General features: G+C 53.5%; 14 protein-coding genes. 10 read left to right on the top strand and 4 right to left on the bottom strand.

Features of this window, described 5'->3' with window-relative positions; genetic code table 11:
• The first annotated feature begins 29 nt into the window (after window positions 1–29).
• The 6 genes from LX66_RS20290 to ppsA all read left to right on the top strand — a co-directional run bounded on the left by LX66_RS20290 (window position 30) and on the right by ppsA (window position 8,188).
• On the top strand, window positions 30–1,574 hold the full coding sequence (locus tag LX66_RS20290) for a gluconokinase (RefSeq protein WP_145716951.1): 1,545 nt from the start codon (window positions 30–32) through the stop codon (window positions 1,572–1,574).
• A complete protein-coding gene (locus LX66_RS20285) occupies window positions 1,571–2,686 on the top strand; it encodes a bile acid:sodium symporter family protein (protein ID WP_145716949.1) in 1,116 nt (371 codons plus the stop codon). Before LX66_RS20290 ends, LX66_RS20285 begins: the two co-directional genes overlap by 4 nt.
• A 47-nt stretch (window positions 2,687–2,733) precedes the next feature.
• A complete protein-coding gene (locus LX66_RS20280) occupies window positions 2,734–3,681 on the top strand; it encodes an RraA family protein (RefSeq protein WP_244620469.1) in 948 nt (315 codons plus the stop codon).
• Between the two features lie 19 nt (window positions 3,682–3,700).
• A complete protein-coding gene (locus LX66_RS20275; RefSeq protein ID WP_145716947.1) occupies window positions 3,701–4,981 on the top strand; it encodes a mandelate racemase/muconate lactonizing enzyme family protein in 1,281 nt (426 codons plus the stop codon).
• A 126-nt stretch (window positions 4,982–5,107) separates the two neighbouring features.
• Window positions 5,108–5,563, top strand: a complete 456-nt coding sequence (locus LX66_RS20270; protein WP_145716944.1) for a MarR family winged helix-turn-helix transcriptional regulator — start codon at window positions 5,108–5,110, stop codon at window positions 5,561–5,563.
• Window positions 5,564–5,584: 21 nt separating this feature from the next.
• Window positions 5,585–8,188: a phosphoenolpyruvate synthase gene (gene ppsA, locus LX66_RS20265; RefSeq protein ID WP_145716943.1), complete on the top strand. Its 2,604-nt coding sequence runs from the start codon at window positions 5,585–5,587 to the stop codon at window positions 8,186–8,188.
• Window positions 8,189–8,276: 88 nt separating this feature from the next.
• Here ppsA and katG read toward each other — a convergent pair whose 3' ends face one another.
• From katG to LX66_RS20245, 4 genes are all read right to left on the bottom strand, one after another.
• Entirely contained in the window at window positions 8,277–10,553 is a 2,277-nt protein-coding gene (gene katG / locus LX66_RS20260; protein ID WP_145716941.1) for a catalase/peroxidase HPI, read from the bottom strand.
• 129 nt (window positions 10,554–10,682) lie between these two features.
• The gene (locus tag LX66_RS20255) at window positions 10,683–12,569 is read right to left on the bottom strand and encodes a sulfatase family protein (RefSeq protein ID WP_145716939.1); all 1,887 of its coding nucleotides are present in this window, start codon (window positions 12,567–12,569) and stop codon (window positions 10,683–10,685) included.
• A 115-nt stretch (window positions 12,570–12,684) separates the two neighbouring features.
• Window positions 12,685–13,620, bottom strand: a complete 936-nt coding sequence (locus LX66_RS20250; RefSeq protein ID WP_145716937.1) for a dihydrodipicolinate synthase family protein — start codon at window positions 13,618–13,620, stop codon at window positions 12,685–12,687.
• 11 nt (window positions 13,621–13,631) lie between these two features.
• Window positions 13,632–15,167, bottom strand: a complete 1,536-nt coding sequence (locus LX66_RS20245) for a sodium:solute symporter (protein WP_145716935.1) — start codon at window positions 15,165–15,167, stop codon at window positions 13,632–13,634.
• 128 nt (window positions 15,168–15,295) lie between these two features.
• On the opposite strand from LX66_RS20245, the gene LX66_RS20240 reads away from it, so the two are divergent.
• The 4 genes from LX66_RS20240 (at window position 15,296) to LX66_RS20225 (ending at window position 19,090) form a co-directional block, all read left to right on the top strand.
• Window positions 15,296–16,153, top strand: a complete 858-nt coding sequence (locus LX66_RS20240) for an AraC family transcriptional regulator (RefSeq protein ID WP_145716933.1) — start codon at window positions 15,296–15,298, stop codon at window positions 16,151–16,153.
• A 49-nt stretch (window positions 16,154–16,202) separates the two neighbouring features.
• Window positions 16,203–16,388: a PhnA domain-containing protein gene (locus LX66_RS20235; protein WP_244620468.1), complete on the top strand. Its 186-nt coding sequence runs from the start codon at window positions 16,203–16,205 to the stop codon at window positions 16,386–16,388.
• A gap of 85 nt (window positions 16,389–16,473) precedes the next feature.
• On the top strand, window positions 16,474–18,012 hold the full coding sequence (locus LX66_RS20230) for a lipase maturation factor family protein (RefSeq protein ID WP_145716931.1): 1,539 nt from the start codon (window positions 16,474–16,476) through the stop codon (window positions 18,010–18,012).
• Between the two features lie 172 nt (window positions 18,013–18,184).
• Window positions 18,185–19,090 (top strand): OmpA family protein, encoded by a 906-nt coding sequence (locus LX66_RS20225; protein ID WP_145716929.1) that lies wholly within the window; start codon window positions 18,185–18,187, stop codon window positions 19,088–19,090.
• The last annotated feature ends 90 nt before the right edge of the window (window positions 19,091–19,180 follow it).

Raw genomic sequence — 19,180 nt, 5'->3', positions numbered from 1 at the left:
CTGATCATTGAAAAAACAAATATTAACAGATGAAATGCATCATCACCATTGAGTTAGGAACAAACGGGGTCAGGATATTTGCGTTCGACCTCAGTGGACATGTAATCGGTTCGATGAAAGGATATTATCCTTCATTTCATACGGAGCCCGACTATAGCGAACAGGACCCGGAGCAGATATTCATTACTACCTTGTATGTACTGAAAAACCTGCTGAACGAATACATACATCCTAAGGAATACAAAGTATCCTGCATTTGCTTTAGCGCCGCCATGCATAGCGTGCTGGCAGTTGACAGGAACGGGAATCCGCTTGGCAACGCCATCACCTGGTCCGACAACCGCGCCAAGCAGGAAGCGTGGGAACTGCGAAGCTCGGCCCTCGGCAAAAGCCTGTATGCCGCGACGGGCACACCTATTCATCCCATGTCTCCCATGCTGAAGATCGCATGGATCAGGAACCATGATAAGGAACGTTTCCGCCAAACCAGTAAGTTCCTGTCTATTAAAAGTTACATCATTCACCAGTTGACCGGCGAGTACATGATAGATTACAGCATTGCCTCTGCTACCGGCCTGCTGAATATTCATACGGTAACCTGGGAGGCGGATGCCCTGCAGTACGCCGGCATTACGGACGCCCAGTTGCCTGGCCTGGCGCCGGTATCTGCTACTGCCGGCAAACTGAAGAAAGCCTACCAGCAGTCACTGGGCCTGCCGGTTGAAACGAAAATACTCATTGGTTCGAGCGACGGCTGCCTGGCTACTTTGGGCGACGGCGCGAAAGGAGAAGGGGAGGCGACCATCACCATTGAAGACAGCGGCGCCGTGCGGGTGATGGGCCCTGCAGTACTGAAAGACGAGCAAATGCGCTTTTTCAATTATGTGCTTACAGAGGACCGTTATGTTTCCGGGGGGCCTACCAACAATGGCGGGAATATATTTGAATGGTTTACCCGGCAGTTCGGCGATTTCAATAACCCATTCGACATTGAACACAGTATGCAGCAATTGATCGAAGAAGCGTCCCGGGCGCCGGTGGGATCAGACGGGCTCCTCTTCCTGCCGTACCTGCTGGGCGAGCGCGCTCCCATCTGGAATGCCAATGCCCGGGGCGTCTATTTCGGGCTGAACATCAAGCATGAGCGCAGGCACTTTGTGCGGGCCGCCATCGAAGGTATAATGTACGAGATATACAGCATCGGTAAAACCCTCAGTGAGCAGCGCAACATTGAAAGCCTTTCCGTGAATGGCAGCTTTGGTACCATTCCCTTCTGTACCCAATTGATCGCTGATATGTTCAACAAACCCGTGCGCCTGCGGCGGAAGTTCCATAGCGTGAGCTTTGGCGCCTGGCTGTTAAGCGCCACGGAAATGGGCATTTACAAAACATTGGAACAGGCGGCCAGGACCGTTGAGCTGCCCGATGTGTATAAGCCCGACGAACAACACCACGCAGTATACGCTGATTATTTCGGCATATTTGAAAAACTGAGCAACAAGCTGTTTGATGAATTTGAAGCGATCAGCAACCTGCAGCATAAGCATGCAATCACCAAATATACTTCCACATGAAGCGTTCCACGTTTTACTACCTCGTATCGGCTGTTTTCCTGGTCATTTATATGGTGCTGGCCCTGCAGCGGCAGCATCAATGGGGCGGCTGGATATTATTTTTGTTCTTCTTAAGCCTGGCGCTGGCGTTCCGGCAACATGCCTTGTTGAGAGGCATGTCTTACACTTTAATGATCATGGCGGTGGTAAGCCTGTCCATGTATTACCCCCAGCACTTCAGGAGCATCGGCAGTTTTAAGCTATCGGGCCTCATCATTCCCTTGCTGCAGATCATTATGTTTGGCATGGGTACGGAATTGAGCCTGAAAGATTTTGCCAATGTCATCAGCATGCCTAAGGGCATTATCGTTGGAGTCGTATGCCATTACATGATCATGCCGCTGATCGGGTTTAGCATCGCCAACCTGTTTAATTTTCCCAGTGAGATTGCCGCCGGCATCATCCTGGTAGGCTGCTGTCCCAGCGGGCTTGCTTCCAACGTGATGTGCTACCTGGCCAGGGGTAACCTGGCTTTGTCGGTATCGGTCACCACTATTTCCACTATGGTGGCGCCCTTTTTAACGCCGTTGCTCATGCGCCTGCTGGGCGGCAGTTTCGTGGACATCAATTTCTGGGGGATGGTATGGGATATTACCAAGATCGTGATCATTCCCGTTGTAGCCGGCCTGGCTTTTCATTACCTGGTACATGGAAAATTCAAATGGCTCGACAAGGCCATGCCTTTCGTATCCATGGCCGGTATTGCCATTATCCTGATCATCATTACCGCGGCCGGGAGGGATAATCTCCTGCAGGTAGGCAGCCTGTTGCTGGTGGCAACCATCCTTCATAATTTGCTGGGTTATTTCCTGGGCTACTGGTCGGCCAGGCTGCTGCGTTTTCGTGAAAGGGACTGCCGTACCATTGCCCTTGAAGTAGGTATGCAGAACGCCGGGCTGGCCTCGGGGCTGGCGCTGGCGATGGGCAAGCTGGCTACAGCCGGACTGGCGCCCGCGATCTTTGGCCCCGTTATGAATATCACCGGCTCTTCGCTAGCCAGTTGGTGGCACAACCATCCTCCCGATGAGCAGCCTGCAGCTAATACGCAACGGGCGCAGGCGGTGACCAGCTAATAATGATACACTCCATTTTCATCACCCTCTCAAAAAAATATACTGATATGCAAGGATCAAAATATTGGCTGCTGGCTGTATTGCTGTTTTTGGCGTACGGCGCAGCACAAGGCCAGCAGATCACCCGCGAACAGCTCATCGCCCTGACGCCCGAATGGAAAGGCGACCGGTTTCCCGACGGCCGGCCCAGGGTGCCCGATACTATCCTGAACCGCATGAAACTGGTGACGCTGGAAGAGGCCTGGGCAGTATTGCGCAATGAGCACTATAAGCACCAGTACGATGGTGAATGGAAGACCATCAACCCCGACAGCGTGCTGGTAGGCCGTGCGGTCACCGCCATCTTCATGCCTGGCCGCCCGGACATACACCGCGTAATTGACCGGTTTGGCGTACGGGATAAAAGGGTGAAATCACAGAATTCATGGCCGATTGACCTGCTGGTGCAGCGCGATGTGTACGTGGTGGACCAGTTCGACGCCTATGAAGACGGCCCTACCATCGGGGACAACCTCGGTAATTCCATTTACGCCAAAACGGGCAACGGGATCGTGTACGATGGCGCTATCCGTGACATCAGTGGCTTAAAAGAGATCGGCTCCTTTACCTCGTTCTTCCGCAGCTATCATCCATCGCATCACCTGAATAATCCCGATGGTGAATTGAACACCACCCTTATCGGCATCAATCAGCCTACACGCATTGGCAAGGCTACCGTAATGCCCGGAGATGTGGTGCTGGGGCGCGATGGTGGCGTGATCTTTATACCGCCGCACCTGGCGGAAAAGGTGGTGAGGACCTCCGAGATCGTACGGCTGCGCGATATGTTCGGTCACCAGCGGCTGCGCGAGGGAAAGTACACCCCCGGCCAGATCGATTCCCGCTGGAGTGATGAAATAGAAAGGGACTTCTCCAAATGGCTCAATGATCATATAGACGACCTGCCGGTATCCAGGAGCCAGGTGCAGGAATTATTGAAAGAAAGAACATGGTAACATTAAAAAAGCTCTCACAATGACAAAAGCAAATTCCAGAAGATCATTTATATCCAAAGCGGCCTTAATGGCAGCAATGACGCCAATGGCATCTTTATCGGCCTTCGGGCAGGGGTATCAACAGGCCGTGGACCGGACCCCCAAAGCATCTTCCCCCTCCAACCTGAAGATCACCGATTTGAAATGCGGTTATATCAGGGGCAGCCTGTTCGTAAAAATATATACCAACCAGGATATCTGGGGATGTGGCGAAGGTGTGGACGCCATTCCCGGCACCTATTACCTGGTGAAGAATTTTGGTGAACGTATCAAAGGGAAAAGTCCGCTGAATGTGCATCGCCTGTTCGAGGACATCCGGAAATCAGGTTTTTTCCAGGGGGCGCAGTCCGGCATGTACATTGCCGTGTTGTCGGCCGTGGAATCGGCGCTGTGGGACCTGGCAGGCAAAGCCCTGGGGTTGCCGGTATACCAGTTGCTGGGCGGCAAGTTCCGCGATAAGGTGCGCGTGTATTGCGATACCGCCCTGTACCAGCGCAACCTGCCCCGGCCGGAGGACTTTGCCGAAGCGGCCAGGGTCTCCAGGAATATGGGCTTTAACGCCATCAAGTTCGACCTGGACCAGGCCAATGATCCCAATAAATACGATTGGTATAACTGGACTGCCAGCCCTGCTGAACTGCAACGCATGTACGACCAGTTAGCAGCCGCACGCGAAGCGGTAGGTCCCACTATCGACATCTGTGCTGATATGCACGGCCGGTATGATGCGGTGACTGCGCAGACCATTGCCAAAAGGCTGGAGCCGTTGAACCTGATGTGGCTGGAAGAGCCGATACCGGCCGAAAATGTGGAGGCGTATAAACTGATCACTGAATCAACAAGCACCCCCATCTGCGCCGGCGAGAACCATTACCTGGCCTATGGCTTCCGGAGAATGCTGGAGATCGGCGCAGTGGATATCGTCATGCCCGACCTGCAGAAATGCGGCGGCCTGGGAGAAGGACAGCGCATAGCCAACCTGGCCGGTTTGTATTACATACCTTTTGCTCCCCATATGGTGGCTTCCTTCCTGGGCGCCATGGCCTGCGCCCACGTTTGTGCATCTGTTCCCAACTTCATGATCATGGAATGGCAATCTTATTTTCATACCCAGCCCATGTTCAAGGAAATTGTTACCTATGATGGTGACTGGGTGAAAGACAGCTTCATCACCGTATCCGATAAACCCGGCATAGGGGTGGAGATCAATGAAAGCAGCATGAAAAAATACGCCATACCAGGCGTCCCCTTTTTTGAGTAAAAACCCGATGTAACCAGTTGCTAAGAGCTGCTGAGCTTCCCGTCTTATTTTTTTTCAAAAAAAAGCGTTGGTTTTGTAAAATAATATTATCTTAGTAACTAAGATAATTAGTTAATAAGATATTTTATGCAAGACGATGCCATCAAACCCATAAGAAAATTGAGCCAGCTATATGCATATACCTCCATTCATATGCACGAAACTGTTGCACGAAAAGCGGGACTTTCCGGCACAGATCATAAGTACCTGGGCTTTTTGATACAAAAAGGGCAAATGACTGCAGGGGAGCTTGCCCAGTTGACAGGCCTGACCACGGGCGCTGTTACGGGGTTAATTGACCGGTTTGAAAAGAAAAAACTGGTGAAAAGACAGTTTGCGGAAGATGACAGGCGGAAGGTGCTCATTGTGCCGGACACCAAAAAGATCATGGCGCTCATGGAACCGCTTTATAAGGAATTCCGGCGCAAATCGGAGCAATTGATCGCTTCCTTTTCCAGCAGGCAGCTCAAGGTGATTGAAAACTATTTTCTAAAAGCCATTGAAATAATGCAGGAGACTACCAACCAGCTCAACGAAAAATAATCATCACTAAAAAATAAAAACATGCGCACTTACACATTAGGTTTCCAGGAAACCGATAGAACAAAACTGCCATTGGCAGGAGGCAAAGGCGCTAACCTGGGGGAATTGTCCCGGATTGAGGGGGTGCAGGTGCCCGGGGGCTTTTGCGTTACTACGGAAGCATATAAGGTGATCACCGGGAACAGTGAAGTGTTGAATGCTCTGCTGGACCAGTTGGCCGCGCTGAAAGCGGATAACAGGAAAGGCATTAGTGAAACCTGTACAAAGATCCGTACAACCATCGAACAAATACCCATTTCCGGGAACATAGCGGAAGCGGTGGGCGCTTACCTCGCAAAGTTTGGTGAGCAAACTGCTTTCGCGGTGCGGTCCAGCGCTACGGCGGAGGACCTGCCGACTGCATCCTTTGCGGGCCAGCAGGATACGTACCTGAACATTATCGGCAGGGAGGCCGTGCTGCAGCATATCAGCAAATGCTGGGCGTCGCTGTATACGGACAGGGCGGTGGTATACCGCATGCAAAACGGTTTCGATCATCACAAGGTCTACCTCTCGGTTGTTGTGCAGCAAATGATCTTCCCGGAGGTAGCAGGGATCATGTTTACCGCAGACCCGGTGACCTCCAACAGGAAAGTCCTGTCCATTGACGCCAGCTTTGGTCTTGGCGAGGCCCTGGTGTGCGGCCTGGTGAATGCAGACAACTACAAGGTACGTAACGGCGGGATCATCGGTAAGCAGGTATCCGCCAAGCAAAGAGCTGTATATGCCCTGGAAGGGGGCGGAACGGAGGAACAGGCGATTGCGCAGGAGTGGCAGCAGCGGCAGGCGCTGACGGATGAGCAGATACTGCAGCTTGCCCGCATTGGCAGGAAGATCGAAGCTCATTTTGGCCAGCCGCAGGATATCGAATGGTGCCTCGCGGATGGTACGTTCTATATTGTCCAGAGCCGGCCTATCACCACTTTATACCCCATCCCTGAAACAAATGACCAGGAGAACCACGTGTTTGTATCTGTGGGCCATCAACAAATGATGACCGATCCCATGAAACCGCTGGGAATTGCTGTATGGCAGTTAACAGCCGCCCGGTCCATGTATACAGCCGGCGGAAGATTGTTTGTAGATGTTGCGCCGGAGCTGGCGTCACCTGCGGGCAGGAATATGATAATCAATGTCCTGGGAAAATCTGATCCGCTTATCCGGGACGCACTGACGACCGTCCTGGAGCGGGAAGATTTTATACCATCGTTACCCGTTGATGAAAAAGAGCCGGCCGCAGGCAAAGGCAATAAAGGCGCCCCGCATGCGGACTTCCAGGCATTGAATGATTACGACCCGTCAATCGTTGATGAATTGATACAACGCAGCCAGGCATCCATATCGGAGTTAAAGCGTGACATTCAAACGAAATCAGGACCGGCCCTGGTCGATTTTATCCTGGAAGGCAATCCCCGGCAATCTGATCCGCGGAGTCTGGGCGTGATCATGACCGGGATGAATGCCGCATCCTGGATCAATGAGAAAATGAGCGAATGGTTAGGTGAAAAGAGCGTTGCAGATACGTTTTCTCAATCTGTGCCCCATAATATTACTTCGGAAATGGGGCTGGCCCTATTGGATGTGGCGGATGTGATCCGTCCTTACCCGGATATAATCGCGTATTTACAGCATGTAAAAGATGATGACTTCCTGGAGGAGCTGCCGAAGTTTAAAGGCGGGCAGGAAGCCCGGGACGCTATCTATACTTATCTCGGCAAGTACGGGATGCGATGCGCCGGGGAAATTGATATTACCAAGCCCCGCTGGAGCGAAAAGCCGGCTACCCTCATTCCCCTGATCCTCGGTAATATTAAAAACCAGGCGCCTGGCGCCAGCCGGCAGAAATTTGAGCTGGGGCGGCAGGAGGCCCTGAAAAAGGAACAGGAGCTGTTAGCGCGGCTGAAGCAATTGCCGGATGGCGAGCAAAAAGCGAAAGATACAAAACGGATGATCGACCTGGTCCGGAACCTGGTGGGGTACCGTGAATATCCCAAGTACGAGATTGTCAGCCGTTACTTCATTTACAAGCAGGCTTTACTGAAGGAAGCCGCGCAACTTGTACAAGCGGGCGTTATGCAAGACAAAGAGGATATATACTACCTGAATTTTGAAGAGCTGCGGGAAGTGCTCCGCAGCGGCAAACTGGATGAGCAGGTTATCAGGCAACGAAAGGATGCATTCAAATCATATGAAAAGCTGGCTCCGCCGCGTGTGATCACCTCCGACGGTGAGATCATTACGGGGAAGTATAAACGGGAAGACCTGCCGGAGGGGGCGATTGCGGGGCTGCCTGTTTCTGCCGGCGTTATAGAAGGCAGGGCACGTGTGATCCTGAACATGGAGGACGCCGACCTGGAAGAGGGGGACATACTGGTCACCTCCTTTACCGATCCGAGCTGGACCCCTTTGTTCCTGTCGATAAAGGGCCTGGTGACCGAAGTAGGCGGGCTGATGACCCATGGCGCCGTGATTGCGCGGGAATACGGCTTACCGGCGATCGTAGGAGTGGAGAATGCCACCAAACTGATAAAAGACGGGCAAAGGATCCGCGTGCATGGAACGGAAGGGTATGTGGAGGTGCTGTAGCAGCGCAAAAAGGGCACCGGATACCGGTGCCCTTTGCGGTGGCCTGTTTACAGGCTTCCCGTATGCTATCGTTGGCTAAATCTTACCATCAAACCAGGTCAAACCTGTCCAGGTTCATCACTTTATTCCAGGCCGCTACAAAGTCTTTCACGAATTTATCCTGGCCATCGGTGCTGCCGTACACTTCTGCAATCGCCCTCAGCTCTGCATTGGAGCCAAACACGAGGTCCGCACGGGTGCCTATCCATTTGATGGCGCCGGTGGCGCGGTCGCTGCCTTCATACAGTTCCTTGTCCTCGGTGATGGCTTTCCACGCTGTGCCCATATCAAGCAGGTTGACAAAGAAATCATTCGTAAGCTGGCCCGGGCGTGTGGTGAAAACGCCATGCCTGGAACCATCAAAATTGGTGTTCAACACACGCATGCCGCCTAGCAGCACGGTCAGCTCAGGCGCGGAAAGCGTGAGCAACTGCGCTTTGTCTATCAGCAATGCTTCGGTAGACACGGGGAGGCCGGACCTGCGGTAGTTGCGGAAACCGTCAGCCAGTGGCTCCAGGTAGCCTACAGACTCCACGTCGGTCTGTTCCTGCGATGCATCCATGCGGCCGGGTGTAAAGGGAACGGTAACGGCATGCCCGGCATCTTTCGCCGCCTTTTCAACGCCAGCGCAACCGGCCAGCACGATCAGGTCTGCCAGGGACACCTTTTTACCGCCTGACTGTGCATCATTGAATTCCTTTTGAATGCCTGCTAATACATTCAATACCTTTTGCAACTGGGCCGGGTTATTTACCGGCCAGTCTTTTTGAGGCGCCAGCCGGATGCGGGCGCCATTGGCGCCACCGCGTTTGTCGGAGCCGCGGAAGGTAGAAGCGGAGGCCCATGCCGTAGAAACCAGCTCGGACACGCTCAGGCCGGCTGCCAGTACTTTTGCCTTCAGGGCGGCAATGTCCGTTTCATCTATCAATACATGGTCCACAGCAGGAATCGGATCCTGCCAGAGCAGTTCTTCCCCCGGTACGTCCGGGCCCAGGTAGCGCGCACGCGGCCCCATATCGCGGTGCGTTAATTTAAACCATGCCCGGGCAAAAGCATCTGCAAATGCATCGGGATCTTCCAGGAAGCGCCTGGATATTTTCTCAAACCCCGGGTCCAGTCTTAAAGACAGGTCGGTGGTAAGCATGGTGGGGCGATGTTTTTTGGAAGGATCATACGCATCCGGGATAATGCCTTCCGCATCTTTCGCTACCCACTGGTGCGCGCCGGCGGGGCTTTTGGTCAATTCCCATTCAAAACCGAACAGGTTTTCGAAGAAATTATTGCTCCATTGGGTGGGTGTTTTCGTCCATATTACTTCCAGTCCGCTGGTAATGGTGTCGGCGCCTTTACCGGAGCCATAGCTGTTGCTCCAGCCCAGGCCCTGCTGTTCCAGGCCGGCCGCTTCCGGCTCCTTGCCTACATGGGTGGCAGGAGCAGCGCCATGGGTCTTGCCGAAGCTATGCCCGCCGGCTATCAGGGCTACGGTCTCCTCATCGTTCATGGCCATGCGGCCAAAAGTATCGCGGATATCTTTAGCGGCAGCAATAGGGTCGGGGTTTCCGTCCGGGCCTTCGGGGTTCACATAGATCAGCCCCATTTGCACGGCAGCCAGCGGTTTTTCCAGGTTGCGAGAGTGGATATGACCGTCAGCATCATCATCTGATGAAACTACGCCATGTTCCTTCGGCACTCCCTCGGAGCCATGAGCGTAACGCAGGTCGCCGCCCAGCCAGGTGGTTTCTGCACCCCAATACACATCTTCATCCGCTTCCCATTTGTCTTCACGTCCGCCGGCAAAGCCAAATGTCTTGAAACCCATTGATTCCAGCGCCACATTGCCGGTAAGGATCATCAGGTCTGCCCATGAAATTTTGCGGCCGTATTTCTGTTTGATAGGCCAGAGCAGCCTGCGGGCCTTATCGAGGCTTACGTTATCGGGCCAGCTATTCAGCGGGGCGAAACGTTGCTGGCCGGAGCCGGCGCCGCCACGGCCATCTCCCACGCGGTAGGTGCCCGCGCTATGCCATGCCATGCGGATGAACAAGGGGCCATAATGCCCGAAGTCTGCCGGCCACCAGTCCTGTGAGTCGGTCATGAGGGCATGCAGGTCTTTTTTCACTGCTTCCAGGTCGAGGCTTTTAAAAGCTTCCACATAGTTGAAATCTTCCTCCATTGGGTTGGAGAGAGAGGAGTGCTGTCGCAGGATATTCAGCTTTAGCTGGTTGGGCCACCAGTCACGGTTCCTGGTGCCGCCGCCGCCAACATTCTGCTTCAGGCTGCCGTTGTGGAAGGGGCATTTACTGATGTCATTTGATTCTTTTCCCATGTTGTATAAGTTTATGGTATTGAGTGAACGATTACCTACACCTGGAATCTGTGCAGGAGCATAAAATTAGGATTTTGGGGATATAGTTAAAATCAATTGATTCTATATTTTAATAGTTAAAATCTATTCTTAGGGCATTCTTGATAATTCATTCATCGTAAACCGCAGGTCGGTGATCTTTCCTTCGTATGGTTGCAGCTTACCTGCCAGTTCCTCTCCCTGGATCTTGCCGCAGGTCACATATCCGCCTTTGATCTTTGTCAGGTCGCCCTGTAATGTTTCTTTCAGGATCACCTGCCGGTTAAGCCGGATCTCCAGGTCGCCTTCCCTGGACAGGCGGAAAATTAAATGTCCCTGGTCTGCCTGTAACGGCCGGCTGGTTACCGTTGCGCCGTTTGCCAGCACCAGCCCTACCTGGTGCTGGTAGGCGTACAGTTTAAAGTTATTGAAATAGTCGCACACCACGCCTCCTTTATCCATGCCGTCCAGGTAAGCCGTTATAATAAGCGTGTCCGGGTTCCATCGCTTTTTATTGAAGGAAAGACTGGAGGCGCCCATATTTTGCCGGATCGCATAGCCCTGGTCAAAGAACTGCGGCAACGGCCCTTCCAGTATCATTGCATCCGTTTCGCCCTGCCGTTGCAGTTCCTTGTCCAGCAGCGCTTCCAGCTCCTTCACTTTACTGTGGTAAGCCGGGTCGGCCGCCAGGTTATTGAACTCATTGCGGTCCGTATTCAGGTCAAAGAGCTCTTCCGGCGGGTGATAGCTGTAACGGTGCAGCAGCATCCTGGCCCTGGGGTCGGTTTCGGCTGCCGCTACCCAGGAGTCAAAATAGAATTCATTCTGTTCCACCTTATCTATATGCGTAATAAAGCGGGCGCCGGGATGATAGTTCCTGATATAATGGAAGCCATCGGCGGTAATGATCGTCCGGGCAGGCGTATAATTATACCAGAAATGCGGTTCCATGGAGGTTTCCGCAAAAATGTACGAGTGATGTGCTTTCGTTTTATTTAACAGTACCTCTTTAAATGACCGGCCATCCAGCCCCTCTACTTCTTTCCCGCCTCCCAGGTCTACCAGGGTAGGGGTAAGGTCTACCAGCGACACCAGCGCATCCGAGACGGAGCCGGCCGCCACTTTTCCCGGCCACCTGACAATCAGCGGCACTCTTAAACCCTGGTCGTATGCAGACCATTTTGCCGAGGGGAACTGCGCTCCCTGGTCTGATATGCACATCACCACCGTATTATTTTTTTGACCGGCCTTGTCTACCGCCTGCAGCACCTCTCCCAGCATCTTATCCGCCGCTCCAATACTCTGGTAGTAGGCGGCCAGCGCTTTGCGGGTTGCTTTGGTATCCGCCAGGTAATCGGGCACTTTCAGTTTCCCGGGATCAAAATCCCTGTTCGGGAACCAGGGCACATGCGGCACCCAGGGCGCTACGATGAGGCAGATCGGTTGTTCCGGGCGTTCTTTAAAATGTTGCCCGATCATTTGCACGGTCTCTTTTTTGCGGTCCAGCCGGTTTGCTACCGGGAAGTATTGCCCGAACGCTTTGCCAATTTTCTCAAAGGGAAAATTATGAAGCGGGAACACATCGGTTTTACCGGAGATCACCACCCGGTAACCCAACTGCTGCAGGAACTGTGGCAGGTTCCTGGTATGTGGCCTTACCGTGAAATGATTCATTTGCGAGCCATTGCGGAAAGGGTATAGCCCGGTGAACATCACGCTCCTGGAAGGCGCGCACATGGGAGTAGCCGCATAGGCGCGGTTAAACCGCATCCCTTCCGCCGCCAGCCGGTCCATGTTGGGGGTGCTGACATCACTGTTGCCATAGCAACCGATATCCTGCTGGTTCAGGTCGTCGGCAATGAAGATCACCACGTTGGGTTTGTTTTGCGAAAAAGCCGGTGAAATGCCGCAACAGAGCCAGGCGACGAGGATAAGAACAGGATGGGAATTTTTTAAATGACGCAGCGGTGCCTGGTTTTTCAGTGGAATTTTGAGCATAGCAAAGTTATTTCTAATGGGAATGCTTCCTGTATTGTATTATGCCCGTAAAAGATAGGAAAGACCGGGCAGTAATGCAAATTCCCATGCGGTTCCTGCTATGCTATGTTTTCCGTTAGGCGATGGGGACCGCCGCTGTCCGTATCTGCAGCCGCTCGCACCATCCCCTGAAATCCTGGTATATCTGCCGGAGGGTCTGCTTCTGTTCCGGGGTCAGCTCCAGTGCATGCGCACGGCTGATGGTGCGCACGGGGATGCCGCGTAACTGGAGGAAGTATTTTGCGCTCAGCGGGTAAGCAATATGGATCAGCGGGTCTACTCTTTGCAACTCGGATTGTATCCAGCGCACGTCTTCCTGCCGGCTTTCATCATTCACATGGTTGCACAGCCATACCAGTATCTCGGGATAAAAATTCCCGGAAATGGAGGACATGCCTGCCGCGCCCATCTGCATGGAGGCTACTGCATTGGGCGTATGCGCGTCATAGAACTCCAGCCGGCTGCCGGCAGTAACGGCCAGCTTGGCCCGTACCTGCTCCACGTTGCAGGAAGTATCCTTATGGTAGATCAGCCGGTTGGTGGACAACAACGTTCTCAGGATCTCCGGTGTAATAATGCGTTTGTAAGGCGCCGGGCATTCGTATAATCCCAGGGGAATATTGCCGGTGAGGGAGAACAGTTCCTCAAAATGCTGCAGCAGCGTGCTGTCGGGGTCGTCTATATTGGCAAAATGCCCGGTGATCATAATCACGGAGTCCACGCCTGTATCATAGATCTGCTGCGTGAACAGCGCTTTATCCTTTATGGTAAGGCCGAAAGACCCGGTAGCCACCACGGGCGCCCGGCCATTCACGTAGCGGACCACGTGGCGGGTGAGCGCCAGCCGTTCGTCCTCGCTGATGCTGTACATCTCGGATGACAGGCAATTGGCAAAGAAGCCCTTCACACCGGCCTCAAGATAGAAGTCGATCAATTGCTCCACCATCTCCAGGTCGATCTGCGCTTTCAGGTTAAAGGGGGTGATCATCACCGGTACAAATTTCTTTTCCATAACAACGGTTTTTATAGTCGCGAAGTTTTTAGGCGTTGCACCTGCGTAAGCACCATGCCCGCCAGGAATATGGCCAGGGTGCCCACCACGATGGCCATATGCGCGTGTAAATGGCTGCGCATATGCACCCATTCCGGGGGCAGGTACTTGGACAGGGACATCCAGATAATGACCAGGATGCCGATAATGGTGGCGGTTACAGCCGCCGCATTTTTGATACCGGACACCATCCCCAGGAGAAACAATCCCAGCATGCCCCCGGCAAAGATGCCGGACAGCTCCCACCACATGTCCAGGAGGCTGCCCACGCCTATCATGGAAATACCGGCTCCAATGGCCAGCAGGCCGATGAGCGTGGAAGCGGTATACAGCACTTTCATTTCCTTTTTGGGAGTGACGCCGGCGTCAATATAACGCTGGTAAATATCTTTCAGGAACACGGTGGCGGTGCTGTTCATACCGCTGCTGACCGTGCTCATGGCGGCGGATAAAATGGCGGCAACGATCAGGCCCATCAATCCGGAAGGCACCCGTGTCACCATAAACCAGGGCAGCACCTTGTCGCCATAGTCCGCCGGCTGCAGCATGGATACCGGCACATTCCGCTCTGCCGCCGCCTGCTGCTTCACGGCCAGCAGCACTTCCGGGTGCTGCTGCGCATAAGCGTATAATGCCGTGCCAATAAAAAAGAACACCATGCTCACCGGCACATACCAGTATACGCAAAGCCAGATGCTGCGGGAGGCTTCCTTTTCCGACCTGGCGGTATGGTAACGCTGTACATAGTTCTGGTCCATGCCGAAATTATTCAAGTTAATAAAGAACCCGTATAGAAACACCACCCAGAATGTGGAATGGCTGAAATCACGCAGGCTGAAACTGCCGGGCGAAAATTTTCCGTCGGCCAGGCCGATGCGGAAAATATCCGCCGCGCCGTTATTCATGCCGGCAATCACCAGGCAGAGGATCACCACCGCCCCGGTAGTTTTTACAATGCCCTGCAGCACCTCTGTCCAGATCACCGCCTCCATACCGCCCAATACCGTATATATAATAATGCATACCCCTGTAACGCAGATGATGGTACGCATTTCCAGCCCGGTGAGCGCCTGCAGGGCCAGCGCCGCTCCAAAGAAGATGGACCCCATCCGCGCCAGTTGCATCATGATAAAGCACACCGTAGAGTAGGTCCGGGCCCAGGGGCCAAAGCGCTGCTCCAGGTGCGTATAGGCGCTTACCGCCCCGCTCTTGCGGTAAAACGGCACAAAATATTTTGCCGCAATAAATGCAGCCAGCGGCATGGACAAGCTGAATACAAACGCATTCCAGTTGCTGCCGAAAGCCTTCCCCGGCACGCCCAGGAAGGTATTGCTACTCAGAAATGTAGCGTATAACGAAAGCCCCAATGCCCAGCCGGGAATCGTTCCCGACGCGGTGGTGAACTGCGCCGCACTTTTATTCTTTCGCGAAAACCGTACCCCGATAAGGAGCATTCCCAACAGGTAAATAGCAATTACAGCCAGGTCAATTACAGGCAATTGGTGCATATCAGTTCTCAGATTTTCAAACGTGGACAAAGCACAGGGACAAGCCCCGTCTTTTGCGAAGGTTGCCAATTTTTGCGGATGAAACAATGTTTTCAATTATGAAAAGAATGGCTTAAATTACTGTGATCATGAGTCAACCTTCTGTTACTGCTCCCATTACCCGGATACTGCCAGACCACCTGAAACGCAAGCTGGAAAAGCATCCGCTTGGAAGGAACCTTTTTATAACAGCCATCGGGTTCTATCCTGAAAATACTGTGCGGGAGATCAGCGAGCTCAGGGGGGCACCGGTATATACCCTGCTATATGTTACACAGGGAAAGGGATGGCTGGAAGCCGGCAAAAGAAAGAACAGGATACTACCCAGCCAGTACCTGGTGATCCCGAAAAATACGCGCTTCCGTTCCTGGCCGGACCCGAAGACGCCCTGGCGCATTTATACCGTACAGTTTTCCGGCAGGCTGGCAGATGATATTTTTACCTACCTGGGCAAGGGAATGAAACCGCGCACCATTCCGCCGCTGGTGGGACGTAATGCGCAATTTGACGATATCCTGCATCATCTTGACCTGATGAACAATATTGAGAACCTGCTGTATGCCAATTTCCGCTTCTACAGCTTCCTGGGCACGTTCCGGCTCACCGTCTTCAATTACATGAAAAAGGGCGCAGACAATATCATAGAGCAATGCATACAGTTGATGAAGCAGCGGCTGGACCAGCACCTGGCGCTGGCCGACCTGTCGCGGGAAACGGGCCTTTCCGCCTCCTACCTGTCTGCCCTGTTCAAGGAGAAAACACGGTATTCGCCCATCCAGTTGTTCACCTCCCTGCGTATGCAGAAAGCCAGCCAGCTCCTGAAGGAAACGCAGCTTACCGTAAAGGAGATCGCCGGCGAAATGGGTTACCCGGACCCCTATATTTTTTCGCGGGCATTTAAACTGGTGATGGGCGTATCGCCGAAGAAATTCAGGGAGAGAGCATAACACATCTGAGGGTGAGAAACTGATATTTTGCAGTTTTTTAATTGATATAATGCAACGCACGCTGGCATACGCATGGGATACCGTGGTGCTGCCCCAGGGATGGAATGTGAAAGGCGCCAGTTTCATGGCCCCCAAGGGAACGATTGTACGAAAAATAAGACTGGTGCCCGATAATACGGAGCAGATAGAAGGGAAGATAAATGAGCAGACCATTGTGATACTTACCAGGTACTGACAGGGGCTGCAATCCTTCTTCGTAAAGTTTGTCTTGTAGTTGGCGCTGAATAAGTAATTTACGGGCACTGAAAGTGTAACACGGGATGAAAAACAGGTCTCCGGATGTTGCCGGTATGGAGGAAGCCCGTCCTACCTACTGGCTCACGCGCTTCTTTATGCTTCGCCTGCTGGGCGGCGTTTATGCCATGGCCTTCCTGGTGGCCATCCGGCAGGCTGTTCCGCTGATCGGTGAAAGCGGGCTCTTGCCGGTGGAGCTGTACCTGCAGCGTGTCAGCGATGTGTTCGGATCAACCGGCGCCGGTTTCAGGCGCCTGCCCTCCGTTTTCTGGTTCTTCCATTCCGACGCCGCATTGCAGGCGGCTGCCTGGGCGGGGTTCCTGCTTTCCTGCGTGGTGCTGGCAGGTTTTGCCAATGCCCTGTTGCTGGCGGTGCTCTGGCTCCTGTATATGTCTTTCGTACATGTAGGGCAGGAGTGGTATGGATATATATGGGAGATACAGTTGCTGGAAACAGGCTTCCTCGCCATCTTTCTCTGCCCTTTGCTGGATATGCGCCCTTTCCCCAAGCGTGCGCCGCCGGTATTGATCATCGTGCTTTTTCGCTGGCTGGCCTTCCGTATCATGCTCGGTTCCGGGTTGATCAAGCTCCGGGGAGAGGATGTATGGCGCAGCAGCACGGCTTTGTACTATCACTTCGAGACCCAGCCGCTGCCCGGCCCGCTGAGCCGGTTTTTCCATTTTCTGCCGCCCCTTGTCCTCAAAGCAGGAGTATGGTTGAATCACCTTGCCGAGCTGGTAGCGCCCTGGTTCGTCTTCTGGCCGCGCTTGGCGCGGTATGCCGCCGGGGTGGTGATCATCCTGTTCCAGGTAGCGCTGATCTTCAGCGGCAATCTCTCGTTCCTTAACTGGCTCACCATCATTCCCGTGCTGGCCTGCTTCGATGACCGCTGGTGGTCAAAGCGGGTGCCCCGCCGGTTGGCGCAAATAGCGGCGGCGGCTGAGCGCCGCGCAGTGCCGTCTGCGCCCATGCAGCTCACGAGCTGGGTCGTTGCGGCCATGGTAGCATTGCTGAGCATACAACCTGTTGCCAACCTGCTCTCTTCCCGGCAGGTCATGAACGCTTCTTTCGATCCTCTTGACCTGGTAAACACCTATGGCGCGTTCGGGTCCGTAGGGCGGGAACGTTTCAACGTGATATTTGAAGGCACGATGGACGAGCATCCCGGGGACAGCGCCCGTTGGATAGCATATCCCTACAAGGGCCTGCCGCTTGCTACGGACAGGCGGCCGCCGCAGGTGGCGCCGTACCAATTGCGATTGGACTGGCAAATGTGGTTCGCCGCTATGTCCACCCCTGATGAATATCCCTGGACACTGCATCTCGTCTGGAAGCTCCTGCACAATGATCCCGGTGCTTTGGGGTTGTTTGCCGGCAATCCCTTTCCGGGAAAGCCGCCGCGCTACATCCGGGCTGTGCTGTACCGCTACAGCTTTGCAAAGCCCGGTAATCCGCAGGGCCTTTGGTGGCGCCGTACCAGGATCGGTACTTACTGGATCCCGCCTTTATCGGTGAATGACCCGCGGCTGATCGGAACACTGAAACGGGAGGGATGGATGCCCTAGCAACGGCCGTTGACAGCCGGTATGTTTTGCGTTTTTATCTTATGTATAGACCATTCTATAACCGGTAATTAGCAGGTGTTTTCTCCGGCCTTGCCCGGATGGCACAACCTTTGCTCCTACGGGGTGTTATTGTATTACAGTAGTACATCTAATTATACTAAATAGTCAATATATGAGAGCATATCTTTTATCATCAGCTTTGCTGATGATGGTTATTTTAGGCACCGGTTGTGTAAGCAATAAGAAATTTGCCCAGTTGCAATCCAGTTATAATAACCTGGCGAACCAGAACAGGGAGCTGGACGGTAAATACCAGACGGCCCGGAGGGATCTTTCCGGCGCTACTGCCAGGGTGCAAAGCCTGGAAGAGCAGATAGCCGCCCAGCGTACCAGCCTGGCTGCCCTGCAGGAGGCGCTGGACAGGTGTCTTAAATCTACCAGCGAAGGGAATGTCAACATCTCGAAACTGGTGGATGAGATCAATGCTTCCAACCGGTACATCCAGCACCTGGTGAATACCAAGAACAAGAGCGATTCCCTGAACCTGGTACTCACTAACAACCTTACACGCTCATTGAGCCGGGAGGAAATGAGAGATGTGGACGTACAGGTACTGAAGGGCGTGGTATACATATCGCTCTCCGATAACATGCTGTACAAGTCCGGCAGCTATGAGATCCTGCCCAGGGCCAGTGAAACGCTGAGCAAGATCGCTAAGATCATCAAGGACTACAGGGAGTACGATGTGTTGATAGAAGGCAATACGGACAATGTCCCGATCTCGCAGAAGAACATCCGCAACAACTGGGACCTGAGCGCCTTGAGGGCTTCTTCCGTGGTGCAGTCCCTGCAGAACGATCATGGCGTGGATCCAAAGAGGATGACGGCAGGAGGCAGGGGCGAGTACAATCCCATTGCTTCCAATGATACGGAAGCCGGGAAGGCCAGGAACAGGCGTACGCAGATCATCATTACGCCCAAGCTGGACCAGTTCATGGAGCTGATAGAAAAAGCACCGGAAAATACGGACAGCGTACCTGGTGACAGCCTGCAGCCGGCGGCACCCGTCCAGCGGTAAGAGATGTACAAATGGGTGGGAGTAGTATCTCCCGGAAAAGAAGGCGCGGGCAACCGCGCCTTCTGTCTGTATATTCATTTTCATTTCAGC

The organism is Chitinophaga japonensis (genome assembly GCF_007830125.1).
Lineage (GTDB): Bacteria > Bacteroidota > Bacteroidia > Chitinophagales > Chitinophagaceae > Chitinophaga > Chitinophaga japonensis.
The sequence above is the reverse complement of the archived record's forward strand: the minus strand, read 5'-3'. Positions and strand labels throughout refer to the sequence as shown.

What these genes read in the sequence shown, in the direction of transcription:
- LX66_RS20290 (WP_145716951.1), top strand. Translation starts at nt 30, where the DNA reads ATGAAATGCATCATCACCATTGAGTTAGGAACAAACGGGGTCAGGATA.
- LX66_RS20285 (WP_145716949.1), top strand. Translation starts at nt 1,571, where the DNA reads ATGAAGCGTTCCACGTTTTACTACCTCGTATCGGCTGTTTTCCTGGTC.
- LX66_RS20280 (WP_244620469.1), top strand. Translation starts at nt 2,734, where the DNA reads ATGCAAGGATCAAAATATTGGCTGCTGGCTGTATTGCTGTTTTTGGCG.
- LX66_RS20275 (WP_145716947.1), top strand. Translation starts at nt 3,701, where the DNA reads ATGACAAAAGCAAATTCCAGAAGATCATTTATATCCAAAGCGGCCTTA.
- LX66_RS20270 (WP_145716944.1), top strand. Translation starts at nt 5,108, where the DNA reads ATGCAAGACGATGCCATCAAACCCATAAGAAAATTGAGCCAGCTATAT.
- ppsA (WP_145716943.1), top strand. Translation starts at nt 5,585, where the DNA reads ATGCGCACTTACACATTAGGTTTCCAGGAAACCGATAGAACAAAACTG.
- katG (WP_145716941.1), bottom strand. Translation starts at nt 10,553, where the DNA reads ATGGGAAAAGAATCAAATGACATCAGTAAATGCCCCTTCCACAACGGC.
- LX66_RS20255 (WP_145716939.1), bottom strand. Translation starts at nt 12,569, where the DNA reads ATGCTCAAAATTCCACTGAAAAACCAGGCACCGCTGCGTCATTTAAAA.
- LX66_RS20250 (WP_145716937.1), bottom strand. Translation starts at nt 13,620, where the DNA reads ATGGAAAAGAAATTTGTACCGGTGATGATCACCCCCTTTAACCTGAAA.
- LX66_RS20245 (WP_145716935.1), bottom strand. Translation starts at nt 15,167, where the DNA reads ATGCACCAATTGCCTGTAATTGACCTGGCTGTAATTGCTATTTACCTG.
- LX66_RS20240 (WP_145716933.1), top strand. Translation starts at nt 15,296, where the DNA reads ATGAGTCAACCTTCTGTTACTGCTCCCATTACCCGGATACTGCCAGAC.
- LX66_RS20235 (WP_244620468.1), top strand. Translation starts at nt 16,203, where the DNA reads ATGCAACGCACGCTGGCATACGCATGGGATACCGTGGTGCTGCCCCAG.
- LX66_RS20230 (WP_145716931.1), top strand. Translation starts at nt 16,474, where the DNA reads ATGAAAAACAGGTCTCCGGATGTTGCCGGTATGGAGGAAGCCCGTCCT.
- LX66_RS20225 (WP_145716929.1), top strand. Translation starts at nt 18,185, where the DNA reads ATGAGAGCATATCTTTTATCATCAGCTTTGCTGATGATGGTTATTTTA.